Source organism: Mycolicibacterium tokaiense, from assembly GCF_010725885.1.
Lineage (GTDB): Bacteria > Actinomycetota > Actinomycetes > Mycobacteriales > Mycobacteriaceae > Mycobacterium > Mycobacterium tokaiense.
The window spans coordinates 3363516-3385078 of sequence record NZ_AP022600.1 but is presented as its reverse complement, the minus strand read 5'-3'; the positions used below and the strand labels follow the sequence as shown (position 1 = coordinate 3385078).

Annotated in this window: 17 protein-coding genes and 1 pseudogene; 1 reads left to right on the top strand and 17 read right to left on the bottom strand. The window is 68.4% G+C overall.

Annotated features, from left to right (window positions below):
* Entirely contained in the window at nt 1-1725 is a 1725-nt protein-coding gene (locus tag G6N58_RS31055; protein WP_163908208.1) for a DUF222 domain-containing protein, read from the bottom strand.
* Nucleotides 1726-1885: 160 nt separating this feature from the next.
* Between G6N58_RS31055 and G6N58_RS16540 the strand changes: the two are divergent.
* Nucleotides 1886-3270: pseudogene (locus G6N58_RS16540) on the top strand (IS256 family transposase).
* A 786-nt stretch (nt 3271-4056) separates the two neighbouring features.
* Here the strand turns inward: G6N58_RS16540 and G6N58_RS16535 are convergent.
* The 16 genes from G6N58_RS16535 to eccCb all read right to left on the bottom strand — a co-directional run bounded on the left by G6N58_RS16535 (nt 4057) and on the right by eccCb (nt 21507).
* Nucleotides 4057-5478 (bottom strand): IS110 family RNA-guided transposase, encoded by a 1422-nt coding sequence (locus tag G6N58_RS16535; RefSeq protein ID WP_115277988.1) that lies wholly within the window; start codon nt 5476-5478, stop codon nt 4057-4059.
* A gap of 30 nt (nt 5479-5508) precedes the next feature.
* Nucleotides 5509-6834: a hypothetical protein gene (locus G6N58_RS16530; protein ID WP_115277989.1), complete on the bottom strand. Its 1326-nt coding sequence runs from the start codon at nt 6832-6834 to the stop codon at nt 5509-5511.
* Complete coding sequence (locus tag G6N58_RS16525) at nt 6834-7130, bottom strand: type VII secretion target (protein ID WP_115277990.1); 297 nt, start codon at nt 7128-7130, stop codon at nt 6834-6836. The genes G6N58_RS16530 and G6N58_RS16525 overlap by 1 nt, the downstream gene beginning before the upstream one ends.
* Before the next feature lie 40 nt (nt 7131-7170).
* Nucleotides 7171-8508: a phosphoglucosamine mutase gene (glmM, locus tag G6N58_RS16520; RefSeq protein ID WP_115277991.1), complete on the bottom strand. Its 1338-nt coding sequence runs from the start codon at nt 8506-8508 to the stop codon at nt 7171-7173.
* A 59-nt stretch (nt 8509-8567) separates the two neighbouring features.
* Nucleotides 8568-9014, bottom strand: coding sequence for a hypothetical protein (locus G6N58_RS16515; protein ID WP_068915693.1), 447 nt, complete (start codon nt 9012-9014; stop codon nt 8568-8570).
* A gap of 149 nt (nt 9015-9163) precedes the next feature.
* The gene (locus tag G6N58_RS16510; protein WP_232067888.1) at nt 9164-9658 is read right to left on the bottom strand and encodes a hypothetical protein; all 495 of its coding nucleotides are present in this window, start codon (nt 9656-9658) and stop codon (nt 9164-9166) included.
* A gap of 264 nt (nt 9659-9922) precedes the next feature.
* A complete protein-coding gene (gene rpsI / locus G6N58_RS16505) occupies nt 9923-10375 on the bottom strand; it encodes a 30S ribosomal protein S9 (RefSeq protein ID WP_083231050.1) in 453 nt (150 codons plus the stop codon).
* Nucleotides 10376-10434: 59 nt separating this feature from the next.
* On the bottom strand, nt 10435-10878 hold the full coding sequence (gene rplM / locus G6N58_RS16500) for a 50S ribosomal protein L13 (RefSeq protein ID WP_068915691.1): 444 nt from the start codon (nt 10876-10878) through the stop codon (nt 10435-10437).
* Between the two features lie 184 nt (nt 10879-11062).
* Nucleotides 11063-12490: an ethanolamine permease gene (eat, locus tag G6N58_RS16495; RefSeq protein ID WP_115277993.1), complete on the bottom strand. Its 1428-nt coding sequence runs from the start codon at nt 12488-12490 to the stop codon at nt 11063-11065.
* Between the two features lie 172 nt (nt 12491-12662).
* A complete protein-coding gene (gene adh, locus G6N58_RS16490) occupies nt 12663-14186 on the bottom strand; it encodes an aldehyde dehydrogenase (protein WP_068919628.1) in 1524 nt (507 codons plus the stop codon).
* A gap of 96 nt (nt 14187-14282) precedes the next feature.
* Nucleotides 14283-14708 (bottom strand): STAS domain-containing protein, encoded by a 426-nt coding sequence (locus G6N58_RS16485; RefSeq protein ID WP_115277994.1) that lies wholly within the window; start codon nt 14706-14708, stop codon nt 14283-14285.
* Nucleotides 14709-14794: 86 nt separating this feature from the next.
* Nucleotides 14795-16093, bottom strand: a complete 1299-nt coding sequence (locus tag G6N58_RS16480) for a helix-turn-helix domain-containing protein (RefSeq protein WP_115277995.1) — start codon at nt 16091-16093, stop codon at nt 14795-14797.
* Nucleotides 16094-16254: 161 nt separating this feature from the next.
* Nucleotides 16255-16548, bottom strand: coding sequence for a WXG100 family type VII secretion target (locus G6N58_RS16475; RefSeq protein WP_115277996.1), 294 nt, complete (start codon nt 16546-16548; stop codon nt 16255-16257).
* A 15-nt stretch (nt 16549-16563) separates the two neighbouring features.
* Entirely contained in the window at nt 16564-16884 is a 321-nt protein-coding gene (locus G6N58_RS16470; RefSeq protein ID WP_115277997.1) for a WXG100 family type VII secretion target, read from the bottom strand.
* A gap of 67 nt (nt 16885-16951) precedes the next feature.
* On the bottom strand, nt 16952-18079 hold the full coding sequence (locus tag G6N58_RS16465; RefSeq protein WP_115277998.1) for a type VII secretion-associated protein: 1128 nt from the start codon (nt 18077-18079) through the stop codon (nt 16952-16954).
* On the bottom strand, nt 18076-21507 hold the full coding sequence (gene eccCb / locus G6N58_RS16460) for a type VII secretion protein EccCb (protein ID WP_435406369.1): 3432 nt from the start codon (nt 21505-21507) through the stop codon (nt 18076-18078). The genes G6N58_RS16465 and eccCb overlap by 4 nt, the downstream gene beginning before the upstream one ends.
* Nucleotides 21508-21563: the final 56 nt, after the last annotated feature.

Below are 21563 nucleotides of genomic sequence, written 5' to 3'. Positions count from 1 at the left end.
CTAAAACGGTGGCGGCCGGGTGGCTTCGGCCGCGCGGCCGTCATTGAGTTTGCGCTCGGCGTTGATGCGGTAGGCGCGTTGTCGGGCGTGGTTGCGTTTTCGGTATGTGGGGATGTGGTTGATCTTGCCGGGCGGGGTGGGTGTCGGCGGCGGGGTGGTGATCGGGGCGCTGGTGGTGTTGATGGTGGGGAAGTACAGGCGGCTGGCGGGCTTGCTGGTGTAGGTCTGTCCGGTGGGGGTGGTGATGGTGATGGTGCCGTCGGGGGCTTGGCTGTCGGTCCACCCGGCCCAGAAGGTTTTGCCGAAATGATGCAGCTTGCAATACATCTTGCCGCCGGAGGCATGGGTTTTGCCGGCCGGCCACGGGGTGGTGTGGTCCCATTCGCAGAACTGGGCCGGGCGGTCGCAGTTCGGGAACCGGCACGTCAGGTCGCGGGCGGTGGTCCACTCCTGAAGGGCTGTTGACGGGCGGTACCGCTGTTCGGGATTTGTCGCCGGCGCGGTGAGGTGGCGGACCGTCGCGCCGCGGGCGATGAGTGCGGCGATCAGCGGCGCCGGCATCGCGCCGAAACCCACCAGGATGCCCGGGGGCGGATTGGGCACGCAGGGTGCTGGCACGGCATTGTCGGCCTCGACCTCCGCAGGGTTTTCGACCTCAGTGGATGAATCTTGTTCCACACCCGGGACTTCGCTGTCTGGGGTAGGCCGGCACTGGGGGGACGAACCGCCTTGGTGATCGGCGGTATCGCCGGTGACGGCATCGGTGCTCTCCTGCTCGCGGGCGGGTTCGGGTTCGCCGTCGAGGGGGACGCGGGTGCCGTCGGGGTAGACCAGGGTGATGTCGCTGTGCGGCTGGCTGGGGTCGGGCGGCAGCGGAGTGTCGCCATCCATCAACGGATCGGGCTGCGCCGCCACAGTCGCGGCTTCGGTGTAGATGTGCACCACCACGTGCGAGGCGCGGCCATCATCGTCGGCGGCGGGGCAGTCCGGGTTCCCGCACTGGCACGCCAGGTGGAAGAACCCCGCTCCCAGCGCCCCGTGGGCATCAGCGCGGCGCTGATCCAACGTCCGGGGGTCGTCTGTGCAGACCCCTTTGGCCATCGCGGTGATCCGCTGCCAATACAACGCGGCATCGGCACCGGTGAGGCGCAGCAGGACCTCGGTGACCCCGTCTTTGGTTTCCAGGATCTCCACACCGCGGTCGCGGACCCGCACCCGGACCTGGCGCACCGCGGCCGGGTCGTACCGATTCACCCAGACGTCGATGGCGTTATCGAGTTTCTTGACCGATAGGGCACCCCAGGTGGTGGCCGCCTCAGCGATGTAAGCCTCCACGGTGGCCAGTACGTCGGGGTCGATGATGTTGGTGGTGCGGTGCACGATGCGCCGGGCGATGTATTCCGAGATCTGCCCGCCCAACAACAACTCAGCGACCTTCGGCAACCGAGTCGCCAACGCCATCCCGATTTCCATGTCGTTGGAGGCGCGGCCGTGGCTGGTGTCGCTGGCCAACGAGATCTCGGCGGCGGCGGACTTCCAGGCGGCTTCGGTGTCCTCGACGGTGTCGTAGTCGTCGGTGTAGGTGCGGCTGGTCTTCTCGGCGATGAACAGCAGCCGGTGGGCGGCGACGGTGGCGGCCAGGGCGGTGTAGGTGGTGATCGCATCGTCGAGTTGCACGTCGGTCATCTGCGACCGCGCTGCGCAATCGGGCAACCCTGCGAACATGACCCCACGATATAGACGGGGTCCGACAAAACGTGCCCGCCGAAAACGGAAGTGACAGATGAGTTTTGCACGAATCTCGAGTGTGGACTTGATCCCCGCCGGGGCGTGTCAGATGGTTTGTGTAGGAGCTGCATGAGCCAGATGGAGCACGATGATGTCCATGGTTGTTCGGCAGGACAGTCAGGCCGGTGACGGCGATAACGGCGAGGAAGTAGACCGGCTGGAGTCAGGCCGGCAGGCGTTCGAGGCGTTGAAGGCCTCGGGCGGTTTCGACGACGTGCTGGCCAAGATCGACGCGGGTGAGCTGCAGTTGACTGGCGAAGGTGGCTTTCTGCAGGAGATGGTCAAGGCGGTCCTGGAGCGCGGCCTGCAGACGGAGCTGACCGGCCATCTCGGCTACGACAAGGGCGATCCCGCTGGGCGGGTACTTCCCAACGCCCGCAACGGTTTCAGCGCCAAGACAGTCTCTAGCGAGGTCGGCGACGTCACCCTGGCCATTCCACGTGACCGTGACGGCAGCTTCATTCCGATGCTGGTTCCGAAGGGCTCGCGGCGCATCGGTGGACTGGATTCGATGATCATCAGCCTCTATGCCGGCGGGATGACCGTCCGCGACATCGAGCATCACCTGGCCACCACGATCGGCACCGAGATCTCGCGGGAGACGATCAGCAAGATCACCGACGCGGTGCTCGAAGAGGTCCTGGAGTGGCAGCGCAGGCCGCTGGATCCGATGTATCCGATCGTCTATCTGGACGCTCTGGTGATCAAGATCCGCGACGGTCATCAGGTCCGAAACAAGTCCGCTCACATCGCTGTCGGAGTCGATATGGACGGGATCCGCCACGTGCTGGGGATTTGGGTCCAGCCCACCGAGGAGCGAAATTCTGGGCTGGAGTGTGCGCTGAGCTGGCCAATCGTGGCGTTAAGGACGTGCTCATCGCCTGTGTGGATGGGCTAACCGGCTTCGGCGACGCGATTGCCGCGACGTGGCCGCAGACCATCGTGCAAACATGCACGGTGCATCTCCTTCGGTCATCGATGCGTTTTGTTGCCTACGGCGATCGCAAACAGGTGGCCTCTGCGTTGCGCCTCATTTACACCGCACCCACCATCGATGCCGCGGAAATCGCTCTGCACGAGTTCGCCGCGTCCGCTTGGGGGAAGAAGTACCCGACTACGGTTCGAGCCTGGGAGGCAGCCTGGGACCGCTTCATTCCGTTTCTGTCGTTCCCGCCGGCCGTCCGCAAAATTATCTACACCACCAACGCCATCGAGTCGCTGAACTATCAACTCCGCAAAATCATCAAGAATCGTGGTCATTTCCCGAATGATCAAGCGGCAGTGAAGCTTTTGTGGCTTGCGATCTGCGATATCGAAGACAAACGCTCCCGAGAACGCGTTCGTCACCGCGACCGAACGACGCCCCAGCGGTACAAGCAAAGTAACCGTCTCGTCGAAGGCGCCATCGTCACTGGGTGGAAGCACGCACTAGGCGCCCTGGTCCTGGCCTACCCAGACCGACTAGAGCCATACATTTACTAACCAGCGTACTAACCAACGCGGCTCATACACAAAAGTCTTGACAAGCTCCCCCGCCGCGCCTCCGAAAGTGGGTCTCAACCCCACACTCGAGCAACCGACACCCGTACCGCCCTGCAGAAGTGGCAGAGCGGGATTCACCACACCCGAGCGTCCGCATTCTGCACACATTCACCGGCGTGCCCCCGTACCAACACGCACGCTCGGCGGGGAGGTGGGCACGGCCCGAGTGTGGACTTGATCCCCGCCGCACCCCAGAAAGTGGGTCACAACTCCACACTCGAGCAACCGACACCCGCACCGCCCTGCAGAAGTGGCAGAGCCGGACTCACCCGTGCCGAGCGTGCGCACACTGCACACAAACCACGGCGCGCCCCCGTACCAACACGCACGCTCGGCGGGGAGGTGGGCACGGCCCGAGTGTGGACTTGATCCCCGCCGCACCCCAGAAAGTGGGTCACAACTCCACACTCGAGCAACCGACACCCGCACCGCCCTGCAGAAGTGGCAGAGCCGGACTCACCCGTGCCGAGCGTGCGCACACTGCACACAAACCACGGCGCGCCCCCGTACAAACACCTTCGTAAGTGGGAGAAGTCAAGAGGTGTGGTTGGGTGGCCTGCTGTCGTCCTGGTCTCAACGTAGTGTTCAAGCGGGTTCGGTTCCCGACTGCGTTCAACCGAGTTCATCAGGACGGGCGGGGCCTGCTCATGGTGTTTGACGAGGTCACTGGGTGCCTCACGCGCGCTTCGAGCTTGTGGCCCCAACCGTGGTCTTCACACGTGCGGATCAGGCAGCAACGGGCATCACCTCGGCACCGGCGACGCGTGGATCCCAGGCAATTCTGCGGGTCGTCACGACATGCAGCCACCTCAGAAGTGCCGCAGCGATCGCCGCGCGTGCTTGACCATCGGTGAGCGGATTATCGTCGCGGGTAGTCAGATATCGGTAGCGGGCGGACATCACCGGGTTGTGGTGCAGAGCTCCCCAGGCCGCTCGCCAGGCGGCCAGTCGCAGCCGGGGCCGGCCCCGGCGAGAGATCTGTGATCGGCCGCAGAAGTTGCCGCTGGTGTTCTCACGTGGGCACAGCCCGGCATGTTTGACCAAGGCGCGGGGGCTGTCGAAACGGGTGGGGTCACCGGTTTCGGCGAGAATCGCTGCGGCACCAACCGCCGACAGCCCAGGGATGCTGGTGACCAGATCGGTGAGATCCAGCTCATCAAGGACCTCGACCATCCGCGCTTCTACCTGCGCCACACGCTGGGTCGTGGCCTGCCAATCCTGCAGCACCCAGCCGGCACGTTCCAGGGCGCCGCGTCGTTGCGCCCATACTCCGTTGGGATCGACCAATGCGGTGAACACCGCTTCGATGATGGCGCGGCGACGTCGCAGCCCGCCCCACCGCGGAAGTTCTTTGACCACAACTGATTCAAACCGCGCCAAGGTCCAACGGCTCAGCCGTTCCGGATGGCCGTCGCAGCGTTTCAAAACCACTGACAACGCCGCACACCAGTTCGACGAACCGAACGGGTCCGCAGCGGCATCGAGCACTCCTGGCCACGCACACTCAAGCAAATCACGTAGTTGATGCACACAGGCGGTGGCCTCCACCAGCAGGCGCTCGCGCCGAGCGCCGAGTTGGCGCAGCCGCGCCCAGGTCTCCTCGGCCCGTTCAGGAACGTAGCAGTGCAGCTGCGCCACCAACCGGGCGATCACCACCGCATCTTTGTCATCACTCTTGTCGCGGGTGTAATCCTCTGTTTCCCGCGCCTTTCCGACCAGCATTGGATTGACGCAGACAAACGGCACATCACGTTGAACGGCAAGCTGTTCGACCACACGCCACCGATGACCGGTTGGCTCGCAGCCGACTGTCACACCAGCGAAACCCTTGGCGGTGGCAGTCCGCTGCGCCCAGTCCAATACCAGCCCAAGCTCCCAAGCTTTGGCCTTCACTCGTTTACGCGCAACGACCTGAGAATCCAGGTCAGTCAGCACCACCACCTGCTTCGTATCAGCCAGATCGATACCCAGTACGGCATTGCCGACAGGCACCAGCTCCCGCAACCGGGACAATCTGCTATTACGGCGTCGATCTCCACGGGATAAAGCACTACTGTTGACCACGACGTCCTCCTCGTTGTCTTGGGACACCAAGCCCTCTAACGACAACAGGGGGACGTCGTAATCTTCGACTGCAACACGCGGCATAGTCTCTTACTACGCACGCTCGGCGGAAGGTCACTCCCCCACTTGCGGGAGCTCGTCCGCGGCGATCTCGCAGGGGGTCTCCGGCTCGGCGCCGGGGACGGGCTCGGGAACAGGTTCGGCGAGCGGGACCGGCTCGGGCACCGGAGTCGGCGCCGGCTCAGGATCCGCGGAAGGAGCCAGCGGTTCAGGCTCTTTTGGCTTAGCGGGCTCGTCGGCGGCGTCCGTTTCGTCGGGTTCCTCGGGTTCACCCGGCTCGTCGGATTCCACCGGATCTTCCTCGCTCTCTTCCGATTCCGGCTCATCGATGGGCTCTGGTTCGTCCTGCTTCTCATCAAGTTCCGGCAGGGTCGGCGGCTCGATCGGCCCCGGCTCCGGCAATCCCGCACCACCCATTCCGGAGCCTCCCCCGAGTAGGCCGCCGAGCGCATCGGCGACCTGGCCGGGCAATCCGCCCATCGCAGACATGGGATCCGGCAGCGACATCGGTGCCGCCGGCATGGCACCGGGGGCCGCGGCCAGAGGTTCAGCCGGGCTCACTGGGGCGACAGCAGGACCCGGCGCCGCAGGATTGGCCGCTGCAGGGCTCGGCACCGCGGGATCCGGCAGGGTCGGCGTCACGGCCGGCGCCGAAGCAGCCACCGAAACTGCAGGCACGGCTCGCACCACACCCCGCGGACCAAAATCCCCAGGGATCTCGAACCGTACCGCGGGATGCGACGACAGCGCGTCGACGGCCACCCGATAGGCCTCGGCCGCGGCCGCCGCACCGTGACGCATCGCCGACAGCCACTCCCCGGCCATCACCGACTCGACGTGCGGGCGGATCTGCGAATCCACCACTGCAGCAGCATCTCCGGTGTCGCCGGCCAGCACGGCCCGGGCAGCGCTCAACCAGGCGGAGCGCTGCGCCGCGGCAAGGTCATCGGCGGAAAGCGTGGCGCGCACCTTCTCGTCGACCACCCGCCACAGCTCGTCACGCAGCCGCTGCACCGCCCGCCCGGCCGACTCCACCGCGTCACCGACGGCGGCCGCAGCCGTGCCGTGCCGTGCGACGAACGCGATGGCGGCCCCACCGCTCTCACCCGACCACGCGCCGTCGAGAGTCGCTGCGCCGGCACGCACCGACTCCCGGGCATCCGAACAGCCGGCCGCGATTGCGCGCAAAGCAGCGAGATCGGCGTCGAGCACGGTCAGATCCAGCCCGTCCTCGGTGCCGTACCAGTCGTGCAACTGCCGGGTGTGGGCCGTCAGGTCGCCGTGGTGGTAGCCGCGGGCAGCACAGGCCTGCACATAGGTCTGCGAGTTCTCCAGTGCCCCAATACCTTCAGCCAGACGACCCGTCACATCTACGGTCATCAGCCCAGCCCGCCGGCCGCCGCTTCATCGGCGTCACGGTAGCGCCGTGCTCCGCTGCGCAGTGCGACGCCGATCTCGGCCGCCGCTCTGGCCCAGCCCTGAATGTCCACCAGCAGGTGTTCCGTGCAACGGCGCACGGCATCACCGCCGGCCGTGTGCGCCGAACCCGCATGCGCACCGCTGAAGCCGAGCCGGCTGCGCCCGGCCCGTTCGAGGAGCATCGCGACGTCGTCGAAGCGGTCGGCGACGGTGATCAGTACGGCGGTGTCGATGTTGGCGGTGGTGGAATGTCCCATACCGTGTTCAGTCGCGGCACGGGCCCGATCGGTTCCCCCGTCAGCTCTGTTCGCTCACCGATTCGGCCACCCGCACCGCCAGTTGGCGTGCGGTGTCCTCGTCGGCGGCTTCCACCATGACCCGCACCAGCTGCTCGGTTCCCGAGGGACGCAACAGAATCCGGCCGGTGTCGCCGAGCTCGGCCTCGACCTCCGCCACGGCGTTCTGCACGGCGGGCGCCGCTGCGACGGTGGTCTTGTCGGCCACCGCAACATTGATCAGCACCTGCGGCAGGGTCCGCATGGGAGCGGCCAGCGCGGCGATGGACGTCCCGGTCTGCGCCATGCGGGACATCAGCCGCAGGCCGGTGACGATACCGTCGCCGGTGGTGCCGTACGCGGGCAACACGATGTGGCCGGACTGCTCGCCGCCCAGGGTGTACTCGCCTGCCCGCAACTCCTCGAGGACGTAACGGTCACCCACCCCGGTGGTGAGCACCGTGATCCCGGCGTCGCGCATGGCCATGTGTAGACCCTGGTTGCTCATGACGGTGGTGACCAGGGTGTTGGAGGCCAGCTCGTCGGCCTCCTGCATGGCGAGCGCCAGGATGACCATGATGGCGTCGCCGTCGATCACGTCGCCGTTGGCGTCGACAGCCAGGCACCGGTCGGCGTCGCCGTCGTGGGCCAGGCCCAGATCAGCGCCGTGCGCGCGCACCGCCGCACGCAGCTCCTCCATGTGGGTGGACCCGCAGCCGTCGTTGATGTTGAGACCGTTGGGTTCGGCATTCAGGGCGATCACGGTGGCACCGGCGGCGCGGTAGGCGGCAGGCGCCGCGGCGTAGGCCGCGCCATGGGCGCAGTCGACCACCACGGTCACCCCGTCCAGGGGCGCGGAGGCCGCCTTGCCGACATGCCGCAGGTAGCGCTCGAGCGCGTCCCCGGCGTCCACCACACGCCCGATGGCCGCACCGGTGGGACGCTCACCAGGACCCGACGCCACCAACTCCGCGATGCGGTCTTCGGCCGCGTCGTCGAGCTTGTGGCCACCGGGGCCGAAGATCTTGATGCCGTTGTCCGGCATCGGGTTGTGCGACGCGGAGATCATCACACCAAAATCGGCGTCGTAAGCGCTGGTCAGGTACGCCGCCGCAGGCGTGGGCAGGACACCGACCCGCAGGGCGTCCACGCCCTCGCTGGCCAGACCGGCGATCACGGCCGCTTCGAGCATCTCGCCGCTGGCCCGTGGGTCCCGGCCGACGACGGCCACCCGCCGCCCCGCGGAGCCCGAACGGGCCAGTTGGCGCGCCGCCGCCGAGCCGAGAGCAACGGCCAATTCAGCGGTCAGGTCACGGTTGGCGACTCCGCGCACCCCGTCGGTACCGAAAAGTCGAGCCATGGGCTCAAACTTCTCACACAAGGGGGTCCCGGAGCCAACTGCCGCGCCCCGGACCCTGGTCAGTTCTCCGACGACATGTTGTCAGGTGACGTGGGCAGGCTGCTCTTGATCGACTTGGGTCCGGCGGGGTTCACCGCAGCCTCTCCTGACCCCCAGGACGCCTTGGTCCCCGGCACCACGGGCGACGATTCCATTGCGGCAGGTAGGTTCTGGGCGAAGACCACGGCTTTCCCGGCCTGCCCAGCGCACGCGGTACGGCTGCCACCGGTGTCGTCCACCGCAACGGCCATCGTGTCCATCGCCGGCTCCGGCGCCGCACACATCGACGCGGCGGCCTGCGCTGCCTGGGCGTCGGGCACGCTGTCGAGCACGGTGGCCCCGCCGACGACGACGTTGACCTCGCCGTCTGGCCCGGCGGCCTGCGCCACCCCGGAGCCGAGGGACACCAACAATGCTGCTCCGATTGCGCTCACCATCACCGCGGATGTGAAGTTCCTGCTGCTCATCGACTCTCTCCTTTCGTGGCCGCCCCTACTGATCGATGTTCCTGTCGAGAGTCTGGAGCATCAAGGCCTGGCAGCCGATAGGCAGGTGCTTCACAACGACAACACCGCCCGCGTCCAGGTTCGGGCGCGGGCGGTGTCGTGTCTGGCAATTAACCTGTGCTGTCCTCGCTCTCGGCGGGAGCCTCAGCGGCCCCGGCGCCGTTCAGGTCGCCCTCGGTGCCGGACTCAGCGCCATCAGTCGGCGCCTCGGCAGGAGCACTCTCACTCGCGCCGGCCTCGGTTTCCGGGACCACCGGTGAGGGCGACGTCGACTCCGCGCTGACGTTCTGCGTCACCACGAGGTCGCCGCCGGGCAGGCCGGTGCACACCGTCTGCTCAGCGCCGTCGGCGTCCACCTGCTGGGCGAGCGTCGCCGCGTCACCGGCCGTCGGGCCGCAGATCGCCATGCTGGCGTTCGCGGCGATATCCGCCGGCACGTTCTCCAGGATGGGCGTGCCGCCCACGGTCACGCTCACCAGGCCGTCGGGCACGTCCAGCGGCATCGGCTCGGCGCCGGCGACGCCCAACCCCGCGGTGAACAGCAGCGAGCCACCGAACAGCGTTCCGACAGTCGCGGTCATGACGTTCTTGCTGATGACCTTCATCAGTTACCCCTTCCACTTGACGAAGTTCCGCATCCGAGGCTGTCCCAGGGCGGGTCGCGAACTCAACCGCCCACCGGCGAAATGGCCGGGGCGCTTGCTCACGCAATTAGCTCTGACGCGGGACCTACCAGGGCACCGCACGACGACAGTTCACTGAAAACACGGTGTGGGTCAGGTCACAATCCAAGGATCAGGGCCCCGAACGCCGATCGCCGGGCACTCGGATGAGTGCCCGGCGATCGGTGTGAAACTCGGCTGAACGGATCAGCGCTTGGAGTACTGAGGAGCCTTACGGGCCTTCTTGAGGCCGTACTTCTTGCGCTCGATAGCACGCGGATCGCGAGTCAGGAAGCCGGCCTTCTTCAGCGCCGGGCGGTCTTCCGGGGTGACCAGGATCAGGGCGCGGGCGATCGCCAGGCGCAGGGCGCCTGCCTGACCCGAGGGGCCCCCGCCGTCGAGGTGGGCGAAGATGTCGAAGCTGTCCACCCGGTCCACGGTGACCAGCGGAGCCTTGATCAGCTGCTGGTGCACCTTGTTCGGGAAGTAGGCCTCGAGGCTGCGGCCGTCCAGGTCGAACTTGCCGGTGCCGGGGACCAGGCGCACCCGGACCACGGCTTCCTTGCGGCGCCCGACGGTCTGGATGGGACGGTCGATGTAGATGGGCTCGCGGACCGCGGCGTCATCCTCGGCGGCGGGCTCGTAGGACTCTTCGGCCACGACGGTCTCTTCGACGACCTCGTCGCCGCCGAAGTTTTCGGTGGTGTCGACGGTTTCGGTCACTGGCTCACCTGCTTGATCTCGAACGGAATCGGCTGCTGAGCGGCATGCGGATGATCCGGGCCGGTGTAGACCTTCAGCTTCTTCTGGATCTGACGGCTCAGCTTGTTGTGCGGGAGCATCCCGACGATGGCGCGCTCGACCACCCGGTCGGCGTGCTTCTGCATCTCGTCGCCCAGTGCACGCGAACGCAGACCGCCCGGGAAGCCCGAGTGGCGGTAGGCGAACTTGGTCTGGAGCTTGTCGCCGCTGACGGCGATCTTGTCGGCGTTGATGACGATCACGAAATCGCCACCGTCGACATTGGGGGTGAACGTCGGCTTGTGCTTGCCGCGGAGCAGCTTGGCTGCTTCGACGGCGAGCCGGCCGAGCACCACATCCGTGGCATCGATGACGTACCACGAACGGGTGGTGTCACCTGCCTTCGGCGTGTACGTAGGCACAGCGCTACCTTCTTTTCTCGGGCCCTGACGGGCTGCTGGATCCCGGAATTCCGGGTGTCGGCCCGGCGCGTGATGCCCGTTCCCGGCGACCGACACTGACCCGGAAACGGCGCATGATGCTGATCGCACGCCAGCGCAGGAGCTTACCCGCCGGCGTCCGCGCAGGTCAAAACGCCGATTCGGGCTACTCCAGGTCACCTTCGGCGCGGGCGAGCATGGCGAACTCCTCGTCCGGCGAATTGCCCACCAGCCGATGCCGACTGTAGACGGCGAAGTAGACCATGAAGGCGGCGAACACGATCAGACACCAGCCGGCCGCGACCGGGTTCACCAGGAACGTGGCGATCACCGCGAGAACCGCGATGACGAGCGCGAATCCGGTGGTCAGCGCACCGCCCGGGGTGCGGTAGGGCCGCGGCATGTCGGGTTCGCGGCGCCGCAGCACGATGTGGCTGACCATGATCAGGACATAACTCAAGGCTGCTCCGAAGACCGCCATGTTCAACAGCAGATCGCCCTGCCCGGTGAGCGACAGCAGGAAACCGATCACACCGGGCACGATCAGCGCCAGGGTGGGCGCCCTCCGGGAGTTGGTCACCGACAGCACCTTGGGTAGGTATCCCGCGCGCGACAGCGCGAACAGTTGGCGGGAGTAGGCGTAGATGATCGAGAAGAAGCTCGCGATCAGCCCGGCCAGGCCGATGTAGTTGACGACCCTGGCCGCCGTTCCGTCACCGAGGGCCTCCACCAGCGGGTTGCCCGAGGTCGACATCGCGGCGGCACCGCCGGCTCCGGTGGTCAGCACCAGCACCGTCACGCACGTGACCAGCAGGACGCCCATGGCGGCGATGATGCCGCGCGGCACGTTGCGCTCCGGTCGCGCTGTTTCTTCGGCGGCCAACGGGACGCCCTCGATCGCGAGGAAGAACCAGATCGCGAACGGGATCGCCGCCCAGATGCCCAGGTAGCCGTGCGGCAGCCAGTCAGAGGCTCCGGCGGCACTCTCGTCAACGGCGATGTCGGTCAGGTTGGCCACGTCGAATTGCCCGATGGCCGCCACGGCGAACACCACCAGCCCCACCAGGGCGATCGCCGTGATCACGAACATCACCTTCAGCGCTTCACCGACGCCGGCCAGGTGAATACCGATGAACAGGGCGTAGACGGCCAGATAGATCCACCAGCCGTTGGTGATACCGAACAGCCCGAGCGACTCGACATAGGCACCGATGAAGGTGGCGACCGCGGCCGGCGCGATCGCGTACTCGATGAGAATCGCAGTGCCGGTCGCGAATCCGCCCCACGGGCCCAGCGCGCGGCGGGCGAAGGTGTACCCGCCGCCTGCGGCCGGCAGCGCCGAGGACAGTTCGGCCATGCCCAGCACCAGCGCGAGGTACATGCACGCGATCACCACGGCGGCGATCGCCAGGCCGCCGAAACCGCCCTGCTCCAGGCCGAAGTTCCACCCTGAGTAGTCCCCGGAGATGACGTAGCCGACGCCGAGACCCGCGAGCAGCAGCCATCCCGCACTGCCGGTCTTCAGCTGCCGCCGCTCGAGGTACTCGCTGGATTCCTGGTGTTCGGCGATACCGCGCCGTTTCCCCGCTGCCATCGATCACTCCCGTCGTCGCGCACACCGGCCGCGTACAGCCGACTCTCAGGGTCCTCCAAGCTGTGCCATTGAACCACCGGCCGCCGCGACGCGAACCCACATTCGCCGGATGCGTCCGAAAATGACGAAACCCCGACGCGGCGTCGGGGTTTCGTTCCGGTGGCGCAGGTGCTCAGAAGAATCCGGCGGCGGTGTCGCTGTAGGACACCAGCAGGTTCTTCGTCTGCTGGTAGTGATCGAGCATCATCTTGTGGTTCTCGCGGCCGATGCCGGACTGCTTGTAGCCGCCGAACGCCGCGTGTGCGGGGTATTGGTGGTAGCAGTTGGTCCACACCCGACCGGCCTTGATGTCCCGGCCGGCGCGGTAGGCGGTGTTGCCGTTACGCGACCAGACCCCGGCCCCCAGGCCGTAGAGAGTGTCATTGGCGATGGAGATGGCCTCGTCGTAATCCTTGAACGACGTCACCGCCACCACCGGCCCGAAAATTTCCTCCTGGAAGATCCGCATCTTGTTGTGGCCGGTGAAGATCGTCGGCGCCACGTAGTAGCCACCGTTGAGGTCGCCACCGAGCTCGGCGCGCTCGCCGCCGGTGACCACCTGAGCGCCCTCGCTCTTGCCGATCTCGATGTAGGACAAGATCTTCTCGAGCTGGTCGTTGGAGGCCTGGGCACCGATCATGGTCTCGGTGTCCAACGGGTCCCCTTGGCGCACGGCCTTGGTGCGGATGGCGGCCAGGGCCAGGAACTCGTCGTAGATGTCGGCCTGGATCAGCGAGCGCGACGGGCAGGTGCAGACCTCGCCCTGGTTGAGGGCGAACATCGTGAAGCCCTCGAGTGCCTTGTCCTGGTAGTTGTCGGCGGCGGCGAGCACATCACTGAAGAAGATGTTCGGGCTCTTGCCGCCGAGCTCCAGGGTGACCGGGATCAGGTTCTGCGAGGCGTACTGCATGATCAGCCGGCCGGTGGTGGTCTCCCCCGTGAAGGCGATCTTGGCGATCCGGTTCGACGAGGCCAGCGGCTTGCCCGCCTCGACGCCGAACCCGTTGACCACGTTGAGCACACCGGCGGGCAGCAGGTCGCCGATCACGGAGATGAGGTAGAGGATCGACGCCGGGGTCTGCTCGGCCGGCTTGAGGACGACGGCGTTGCCGGCGGCCAGCGCGGGAGCCAGCTTCCACACCGCCATCAAGATCGGGAAGTTCCAGGGAATGATCTGGCCGACCACGCCGAGCGGCTCGTGGAAGTGGTAGGCGACCGTGTCCTCGTCGATCTGGCTCAGCGAGCCCTCCTGGGCGCGGAGCACCCCGGCGAAGTAGCGGAAGTGGTCGACGGCCAGCGGCAGGTCGGCATTCAGGGTCTCGCGGATGGGCTTGCCGTTGTCCCAGGACTCGGCAAGCGCCAGCGACTCGAGGTTGGTCTCGATGCGGTCCGCGATCTTGTTGAGGATGACCGCGCGCTCGGCGGCCGAGGTCTTGCCCCAGGCCGGCGCGGCAGCGTGCGCGGCGTCCAGGGCTTTCTCGATGTCGGATTCGTCGGAGCGGGCGACCTCGCAGAACACCTCACCGGTCACCGGCGTCGGGTTCTGGAAGTAGCGGCCCGCGTTCGGCGGTACCCATTCACCGCCGATGTAGTTGTCGTAGCGGGCGTCGAAGGACATCAGCGCGCCCTCGGCACCCGGCCGGGCATAGGTGGTCATGGAATCTCCTGCCGTCAGCTTCACGAGTGTGTCGTGCGTCACCACGGTAGGAGATCGACCGTTGCACCACAGTTGCAACGTTCACTCGGGCTCGGCTCAGGCGGGTTCAGCCAGCTCCTCGCTGTCGGCCACCGGGATCACGCTGGCCGGATCGCAGAGTCCGAGCACCCGGCTCACGGCTGGGCCGGGAACCACCGACCACGCCCGGTCGACGCGCATGAGGTGGGCGTTGACGGCATGCAGGGCGGTGCAGGCGTCGACGGCGAAAAATCGCACTCCGGACAGGTCGACGGTGACCTCGCCCACCGCGTCATCCATTGCCGAGATTGCCGCGCACACCTGGTCGGAGAAGGATTTCGCGTTTGCAGCATCCACTTCACCGAGTGCCTCGACCGTTCCGTCCTGGGCGGTGACCTGCAGCGTGGTGCGCGAGCGCGGCCGCGGCTGGACGCACCCTCGGTTGCGCGGCTGGGGCTCCAGTCGCAGTCCCTGCAGATAGATGATCGTCACTGTGTCCGCCACTCGATCAGTGCAGCTCAAGGATAAAAGTCGACAACGGGTACCCGCTGCCACGCGACACTAAACATCGTCTTTGGCCGGCGCGCACGTCACCTGAGGTCGTAGTCGATCCCCGCCAGATGCCCGCCCGCCTGGGCGCGACGCAACGGGTCCGATACCGCGCTGTCGCGCAGCAGTCGCCACCCCTCCCGGTCATCTCGCCCCTCGGGCAGCTGCAGCCACCGCCGCAGCAGATCGGTACGGCCGCGCGCCGCCTCGGCGAGCACCGCACCGCGCACCGACGCCGACAGCTGGGTGCGCAGCCGGGCGATCGCAGGAGACACCGACTGCGGCAGCAACGGCCCGGTGTAGCGCGCCAACGCCGATTCCACATCCCCGTCGTCGAGGGCGTCGAAGATCTCACCGATGTCGGACGTGATGGGCATCAGCAACCGGTATGGCCGCGAACCCAGGTGTTCGGCACCGATGACCTTGCGCAGCCGCGACATCTCGGCGCGCACGGTGACGACGTCGAGGTCCTTGTCATCGAGCAACACGGCGAGATGGTCGGCAGACAGGCCTTCGGGGTGGCGGCTCAGCAGGACCAGGATGTCGGCGTGGCGGCCGGTCAGTCCGGTGGCGCGCAGATGGCCGAGGTCGTCGGTGGTCACCCAGCCGGGCCGGTGGCGGGGGCCCAGCACCACCAGATGCGGCTTGCGGGCGGCCGGTGTGGGGTTGGGGTTGCCGGTGAGCCGCAGCAGGGCCAGGTGGCTCTCCACGGCGACCACGGTGGCCCGCACCAGCGCCAGCGTCTGCGTCGACGCCACCTCGTCACCGCCGGTGAGGTCGATGGCACCGAGCAGGGCGCCGGTGCTCGGATCGTGCACCGGCGCCGCGGTGCAACTCCAGGGCTGCACGATCCGGGAAAAGTGTTCCCCGCCGCGGATCTGCAGTTCCTGGTCCAACGCCAGCGCCGTACCGGGTGCGTTGGTACCCGCGCCGCGCTCACTCCAGTCCGCGCCGGGCAGGAAGTTCATGGCCTCGGCCTTGCGGCGCATCACCGGGTCGCCCTCGACCCACAGCAGGGTCCCGTCCGCCGCACTCACGGCCACCACCACGCCGGACTCCACCGCATCGTCGACCAGCAGCCGCCGGATGACGGGCAACGCCGGCGCCAACGGATGGGTCTCGCGCAGCCGGGCGATGGTCAGTGCCACCGATGAGGGCCGCGCTCCCCCGAGGTCGGGATCGACGCCACCGGCGAGGCTGCGTCGCCAGCTCTCCGCGACCACCGGGCGCACCTGATCGGCCAGGGAGGTGGCATCCACCTCACCCGCGACGAACCGTTCGTGCACAGCATGAAGCGCCGGGGTACGGCGCCCGTCATGCGCGTTGGTCGAAGCTGTCACCGGCGATCACTGGTCCCTGGCGGGCTCCGCGGTCGGGCCCTCCGTGTGACCGCCACCATAGCCGTTTTCCTCGGGCGGGTGCATCGGTTGCCCCACACTGCAGTGCCGTGCGGCCCGGCGGGCTTCTCCAGGTCCCACCGGGCCGCACAGGTCTCATCGGCTCACCGCCAGACGTTGGCGGCTGCCCGGTCGGTGTCGGCCACGGCCGCTGCGCCGTCACCGACGGCCCGACCGAGGCGCTGCAGGATTTCGTCGAGCGCTGTGGCCGACTGCTGCCACGCGGTCTGCTGGACGCGGTAGGCCTCGGCGGCGTCGCGGGTCCAGACCTGCTGCAGCGGCGCGATCCGCGCGGCCAGGTCGTCCAGGGCGGCGTTCAGTCGCACCGAGGTCCGCGCGATCTCCTGCCTGACGGCCACCTCGATCTCACCGAAGTCGTAGCTGATCTGATCCATCATCTCTCCCTGAAAGTCTCAGTGCCGCAGATCGTTTGATACGGCGGCGATCTGCTGGGCATGTTGGTGCCCGGCTTCCTGCAGGGTTTTCTCGTTCTGGCGGATGGTCGCCGCGATGGCGTCCAGCGAGTGGCACAGCCGGACCGTCTCGGAGTTCCACCGGTCCACCACATCCCGGAAGCGGACTGCGGCAGCGCCGCCCCACACCGAGGCGGGCACCGCCTGCAATCTGCCGATACACCCCTGCAGCAGGGTGCGGATCTCGGCGCTGCGGGCGTCGGTGGCGTCGGCGGCCGCGCGCATGAGCGCGAAGTCGGTGGCCAGTGTTGAGTTGCTCATCGGGAGCTCCTTTCCTCTTGTCTTGTTCGTCTGTCGCCGAGGCGTTTTGGTTCCCTCGAAAGTGCGTTCACCCGAGTCGCTGCGCGGTGCGCACCGCGTCGTCACACGCTGCGGCGACCGTGTCCGCGCGTCCCGGTGCGCTCTGGCAGCCGATGCTGATCCGCACATCTGCGTCGACCAACACCGTCCAGCCGATGTCGCGGCCGGGCCGCACTTCCCGGTAGGTCACCACCGGCCTGCCCGCTCGCCGCCCCGCCGGGTCGAAGTCGACGAACGTCCCTGCGGGCTCGGCATCGATGGCGCTCCGCAGCGCCGTGGCTGTGGCGGCGAGGTCCTGCACCGGAACGCGGGATTGGGTCAGGTGCAGCATCACGTCGGGATCCTCGGGCGAAACCACCTGCACGCGAGCCGATCCCGGCCCGGTGGTCACCCGCTGCACGGTCCAGGCGGCGGGCACCTGCACGGTGACCCGTCCCTCCACCAGCGCAGCCGTGACCACCGGTCGCCTATCCGGCTCGCTCGGGTGAAGCGCCCAGACTCCGGCGGACACCAGCCCGGCCGTCAGTGCGGCCGCCACCGCCCACCGCGGCCGGCGCGACACATTCTGCGCGGGCGATGCGAGGGCGGCACTGATCCGCTCGGCGCCGTTGCGCGACACCCGCACGCCCCGAACGGACAAGGCCGCCGCCACCGCACCGGTGAGCACCGAGGACCCGGGTATGTCCGCGGGAGCGTCGATGATGGCCGGGCTCGAGCCCACCAGGTCGGCGATGCGCTCGACCACCGACCCATCACCGCGGCGCACCAAGCCGAGCGGGCCGCTGCTGCCGGTCACCAGGACCGCGTGCTCCGCGATCTCGACGACCACCAGGCCCGGGCCGCTTCCTGCCAGCAGTGCGGCCCGCGACGTCACGGTGACGGTCTGCACCAGTGCGGTGGCGGCGCGGTGCACCAACTCCACCATCGGCGGGGTCCACCAACCGGGATGTACCAGCGTGGCCGCGTCCGCGTCCGCCAGCAGCGGCGCCAGCAGATCGTGCCAGAGTGTGCCGACGGCAATGGGCTGGTCGCCGACGAGGACGACGCGCGCCGGGCCGGCGTCGAGGGCCGCGCCCGCCAGCATGGGATCCGCCACGGTGGCCGGCGGTGTCACCCGCTGCACCTCCGCGGGGCCCAGCAGGCACGTGACGGTCATCGTGGCGGAACCCAGGCCAGCTGCACCACCTGCTGCTCGGCGCCGACGGCCACCGTGGCCCGCCCCGGAGGCAGCACGCGTGCCCGGCCGGCGTCGTCGCCGGCCTGACTCATCTGCAGACTCACCGAACCGCAGTCCCGCAGCGCGGTGAGCACGGGGTCGTAGAGCGCCCGCGCACCGCCCCGGCGCGCCAGCACCACGTGCAGACCGATGTCGCGGGCGTGCGGGATCAGCTCGACCAGTGGCTCGATGGCGCGGCCGGTCAGCTCGTGATCATCGACCAGCAGGTAGACCTGTGGGCCGGTCCAGCCCGCCCGGGTGCGTGGTTGCAGGCGCGCCACCAGATCGGCCACCAGGTCCGCGCACTGCGTGGTGCTGCCCGCGTAGGCATGACAACCCTGCGGGTGCAGTGTGCGTCGTGGGTCCAGCAGGTGTACCTCCGCCTGCGACGTGCGGCCGATCTCGTCGAGCAGCAGCCGAATCGCCGCCGTCTTGCCGCACTGCGCGTCACCCAGGATCACCAGATGCGGGCGTACCGCGAAATCGAGGGTCACCGGCTGCATCTCACGATCTCCCAGCCCGAGCACCGCGTCGGCGGCCCAGGGCAGCGCCCTGCGGTCCACCTGGGTGGGCAGGGTGGTCACCCGCGGCGCGCACGACGTCCCGTGCCGGGCCCGCAGCTGCACCGCCAAGGCGTCGAGATCACCGGGCAGGGCCGCTGTCATCGGGTACCCGTCGGGGGTGAGGCCGCTACCGGGCCGGGCTTTCGGGACCGCCCGCGCACGGGTGCGGTCCACCTCGGAATCGACCGGATCCGCGAGCCTCAGCTCGACGCGGGAGCCGAGCTGGTCTTTCAGCACCGACCGCAGATCCGCCCATCGGGTGGCGGTCACGACCACGTGCACGCCGTGCGCCAGGCCCTCGGTGGCCAGCGACACCACGGTGTTCTCCAGGTCGTCGAACTCCTGCCGAAAGGTGGCCCATCCGTCGATGAGCAGAAAAGTGTCGGCACCCGCGGTACACCGCCCGTCGCGGCGGCGCACCTCGGCGACCACCTGAGCGACGATGCGCCGCACCAACTCCGGATCCCGGCGTCCGGCCACGGCACCGACGTGCGGCAGGCCGATCAGCGGCGCGAGCGCCCCGCCACCGAAATCCAGACAGTAGAGGTGCAGCTCATCGGGCCCGTGCGCCAGGCTCAGCGCACCGATCAGGGTGGTCAGCACGGTCGTCTTACCCGAGCGGGGCCCGCCGACCACCGCGACGTTGCCCGCCGCCCCCGACAGGTTCAGCAGCGCCGGTACCCGGCGCTGCTCGAACACCCGGTCGGATAGTCCGATGGGCACGGTCAACCCTGCCCCCACCGGCAGGTCGGCCAGCCGCGGCGAGTGTCGCAGCGGCGCCAGCCACACAGGATGCGCCGCCGCACCGGGCACCGCCGCCGCGTCGAGGACCGTCTCGAGAACCGAACGGCACGAGCTGTTGTCGGCACCACCGCGGTGAACCGGACCGGCCGGGACGGACGTGAACCGCACCGGGTGCCGCAACACACGCGCGGGTGCCGAAAACGACGGGACAGCCGGGGCCGACACCTGGTCGGCGCGGAACGGCACCGGGTCGGCGGCGCCGATCTTGAGCAGGGCGGAGCCGGGCGTCGCCGGGAGGTGGTGAGCGTCCGGCACCCCCAGAACGGCCCGTGATTCGGCGACCGAGAGGGTCTTGAGGCAGATCCGGTAGGACAGATGCGACTCCAGCCCGCGCAACCGACCGTCGTCCAGGCGCCGGCTGGCCAGCAGCAGATGAATGCCCAGTGAGCGGCCGACCCGCCCGATCGCAGTGAAGACGTCGATGAAATCGGGCTGTCTGCTCAGTAATTCGGAGAACTCATCGACGATGACGAGAAGCGCGGGCAGCGCGGGCAGGTCCGGGCGGGTCTGCCGCACCCGCGCGTAGTCGTCGGCCTTGGCCAGGTTGCCCGCCTCGCGGAGCAGCTGCTGGCGGCGGTGCATCTCGCCCTCGAGGGCGTCGCGCATCCGGTCCACCAGGTGCGCCTCGTCGGCGAGGTTGGTGATGACGGCCGCCACGTGCGGAGCGCGCTGCAGATCCAGGAAGCTGGCGCCCCCTTTGAAGTCCACCAGGATGAGGTTCAATTCGTCGACGGAGTGCCGGGCGATCATCGCCACCGCCACGGTGCGCAGCAGCTCGGATTTACCTGAACCCGTTGCGCCGATGCACAATCCGTGTGGACCGGCACCTCCGAGGGCCGCCTCGCGAATATCCAGGTACACCGGGTCGCCGCGGTCGGTGCGGCCGAGTCGCACGTGCAGGGGGTCCCCGGCGCCCGCGGTCTGTTCCGGCGCCGGCGCCCGCCGCGCCAGTCGGCGGGCGCAGGCGGCGGCTGCGGGGAGCGACAGGGTATCGGGGCGCACCTCGCCGCTGCAGGCGTCCCACACCACGTCCCCGGTGCCCACCGCCCCGCCCAGGCACACCACCGTCACATCGGGGCGCTCGCCGATGTCGCCCGCCGTCACCGTCGTCCCGTCCACCAGCAGCACCAGCTGCCGGCCCGGCGTATGGTCGGCCACCGCGTCGGCCACGCCGCGGTACACCAGCCGGGCCGGGCCCACGTCGTCGCAGTGCTGCGGATGCCCGTGGTGGGGTAGCCATTTCAGCCAGTCCCAGCGGTCGAGCCGGTGCTCCGGGCCCGCGACGGCGATGGCCACATCGGCCGGGGTGTGGAAGGTGGCCAGCTGGCACAGCAGGGCCCGCGCCCACGCTGCGGTGGCGTTGTCGTCGCCCAGCAGCCGGACCAGGGCGGCGGCTCCCAGATCCACGGTGACGGGAGCGTCGCGAATCGTGGCGTAGGCGTGCAGGAGGCGCTGCAGCGCCGCGGTGGTCACCGGGTCGACGTCGCCGAGTTCGGTGCCGCCGGGGAGCTCGGGCTGTGCGGCGGCGCTCACCTCGCCCAGGCCGCATCTGATGCGACCGAAGCCCTGGTGCCCGCGGCGGCGTTCCCACCGTCGCTCGGATCCGGCTACCTGCCACAAAGTTTCGGGCCCCGGGTGGTGGTGAGCGAGCCATCGGTGTTGTGCTGCGCCATGTTCCGTCAGCGTCTGCCCGATGTCGGACAGGTGGTGCAGGTAGCGGCGCCGGACGGCGTCGAGCTCGGCGGTGCCGCGGTGGCCGCCGGCCAGGCTGGCCAGCGCCGACACCGCCATCATCAGCGGAAACATCAGGAACATCGGGTTGCTCGCCAGCGGTGAATCCGTCGCCAACACCACGGCCACCATGGCCGCCGTCACGCCCAGGGTGGACAGCGGGATCAGCCGGGCCGCGACTCCCGCCGGCGCCGCGGCGGGAACCGGCGGCGGCGCGGCCACCGGGACCGCCGTGGGCGCCGGCGGGTCCGCTTTCATCACCTGGTGCACAGCCGGTCTCCCCTCATGATGTGAGTGCGGACGGTAGGCAGCGCTGCGGGAGTCCG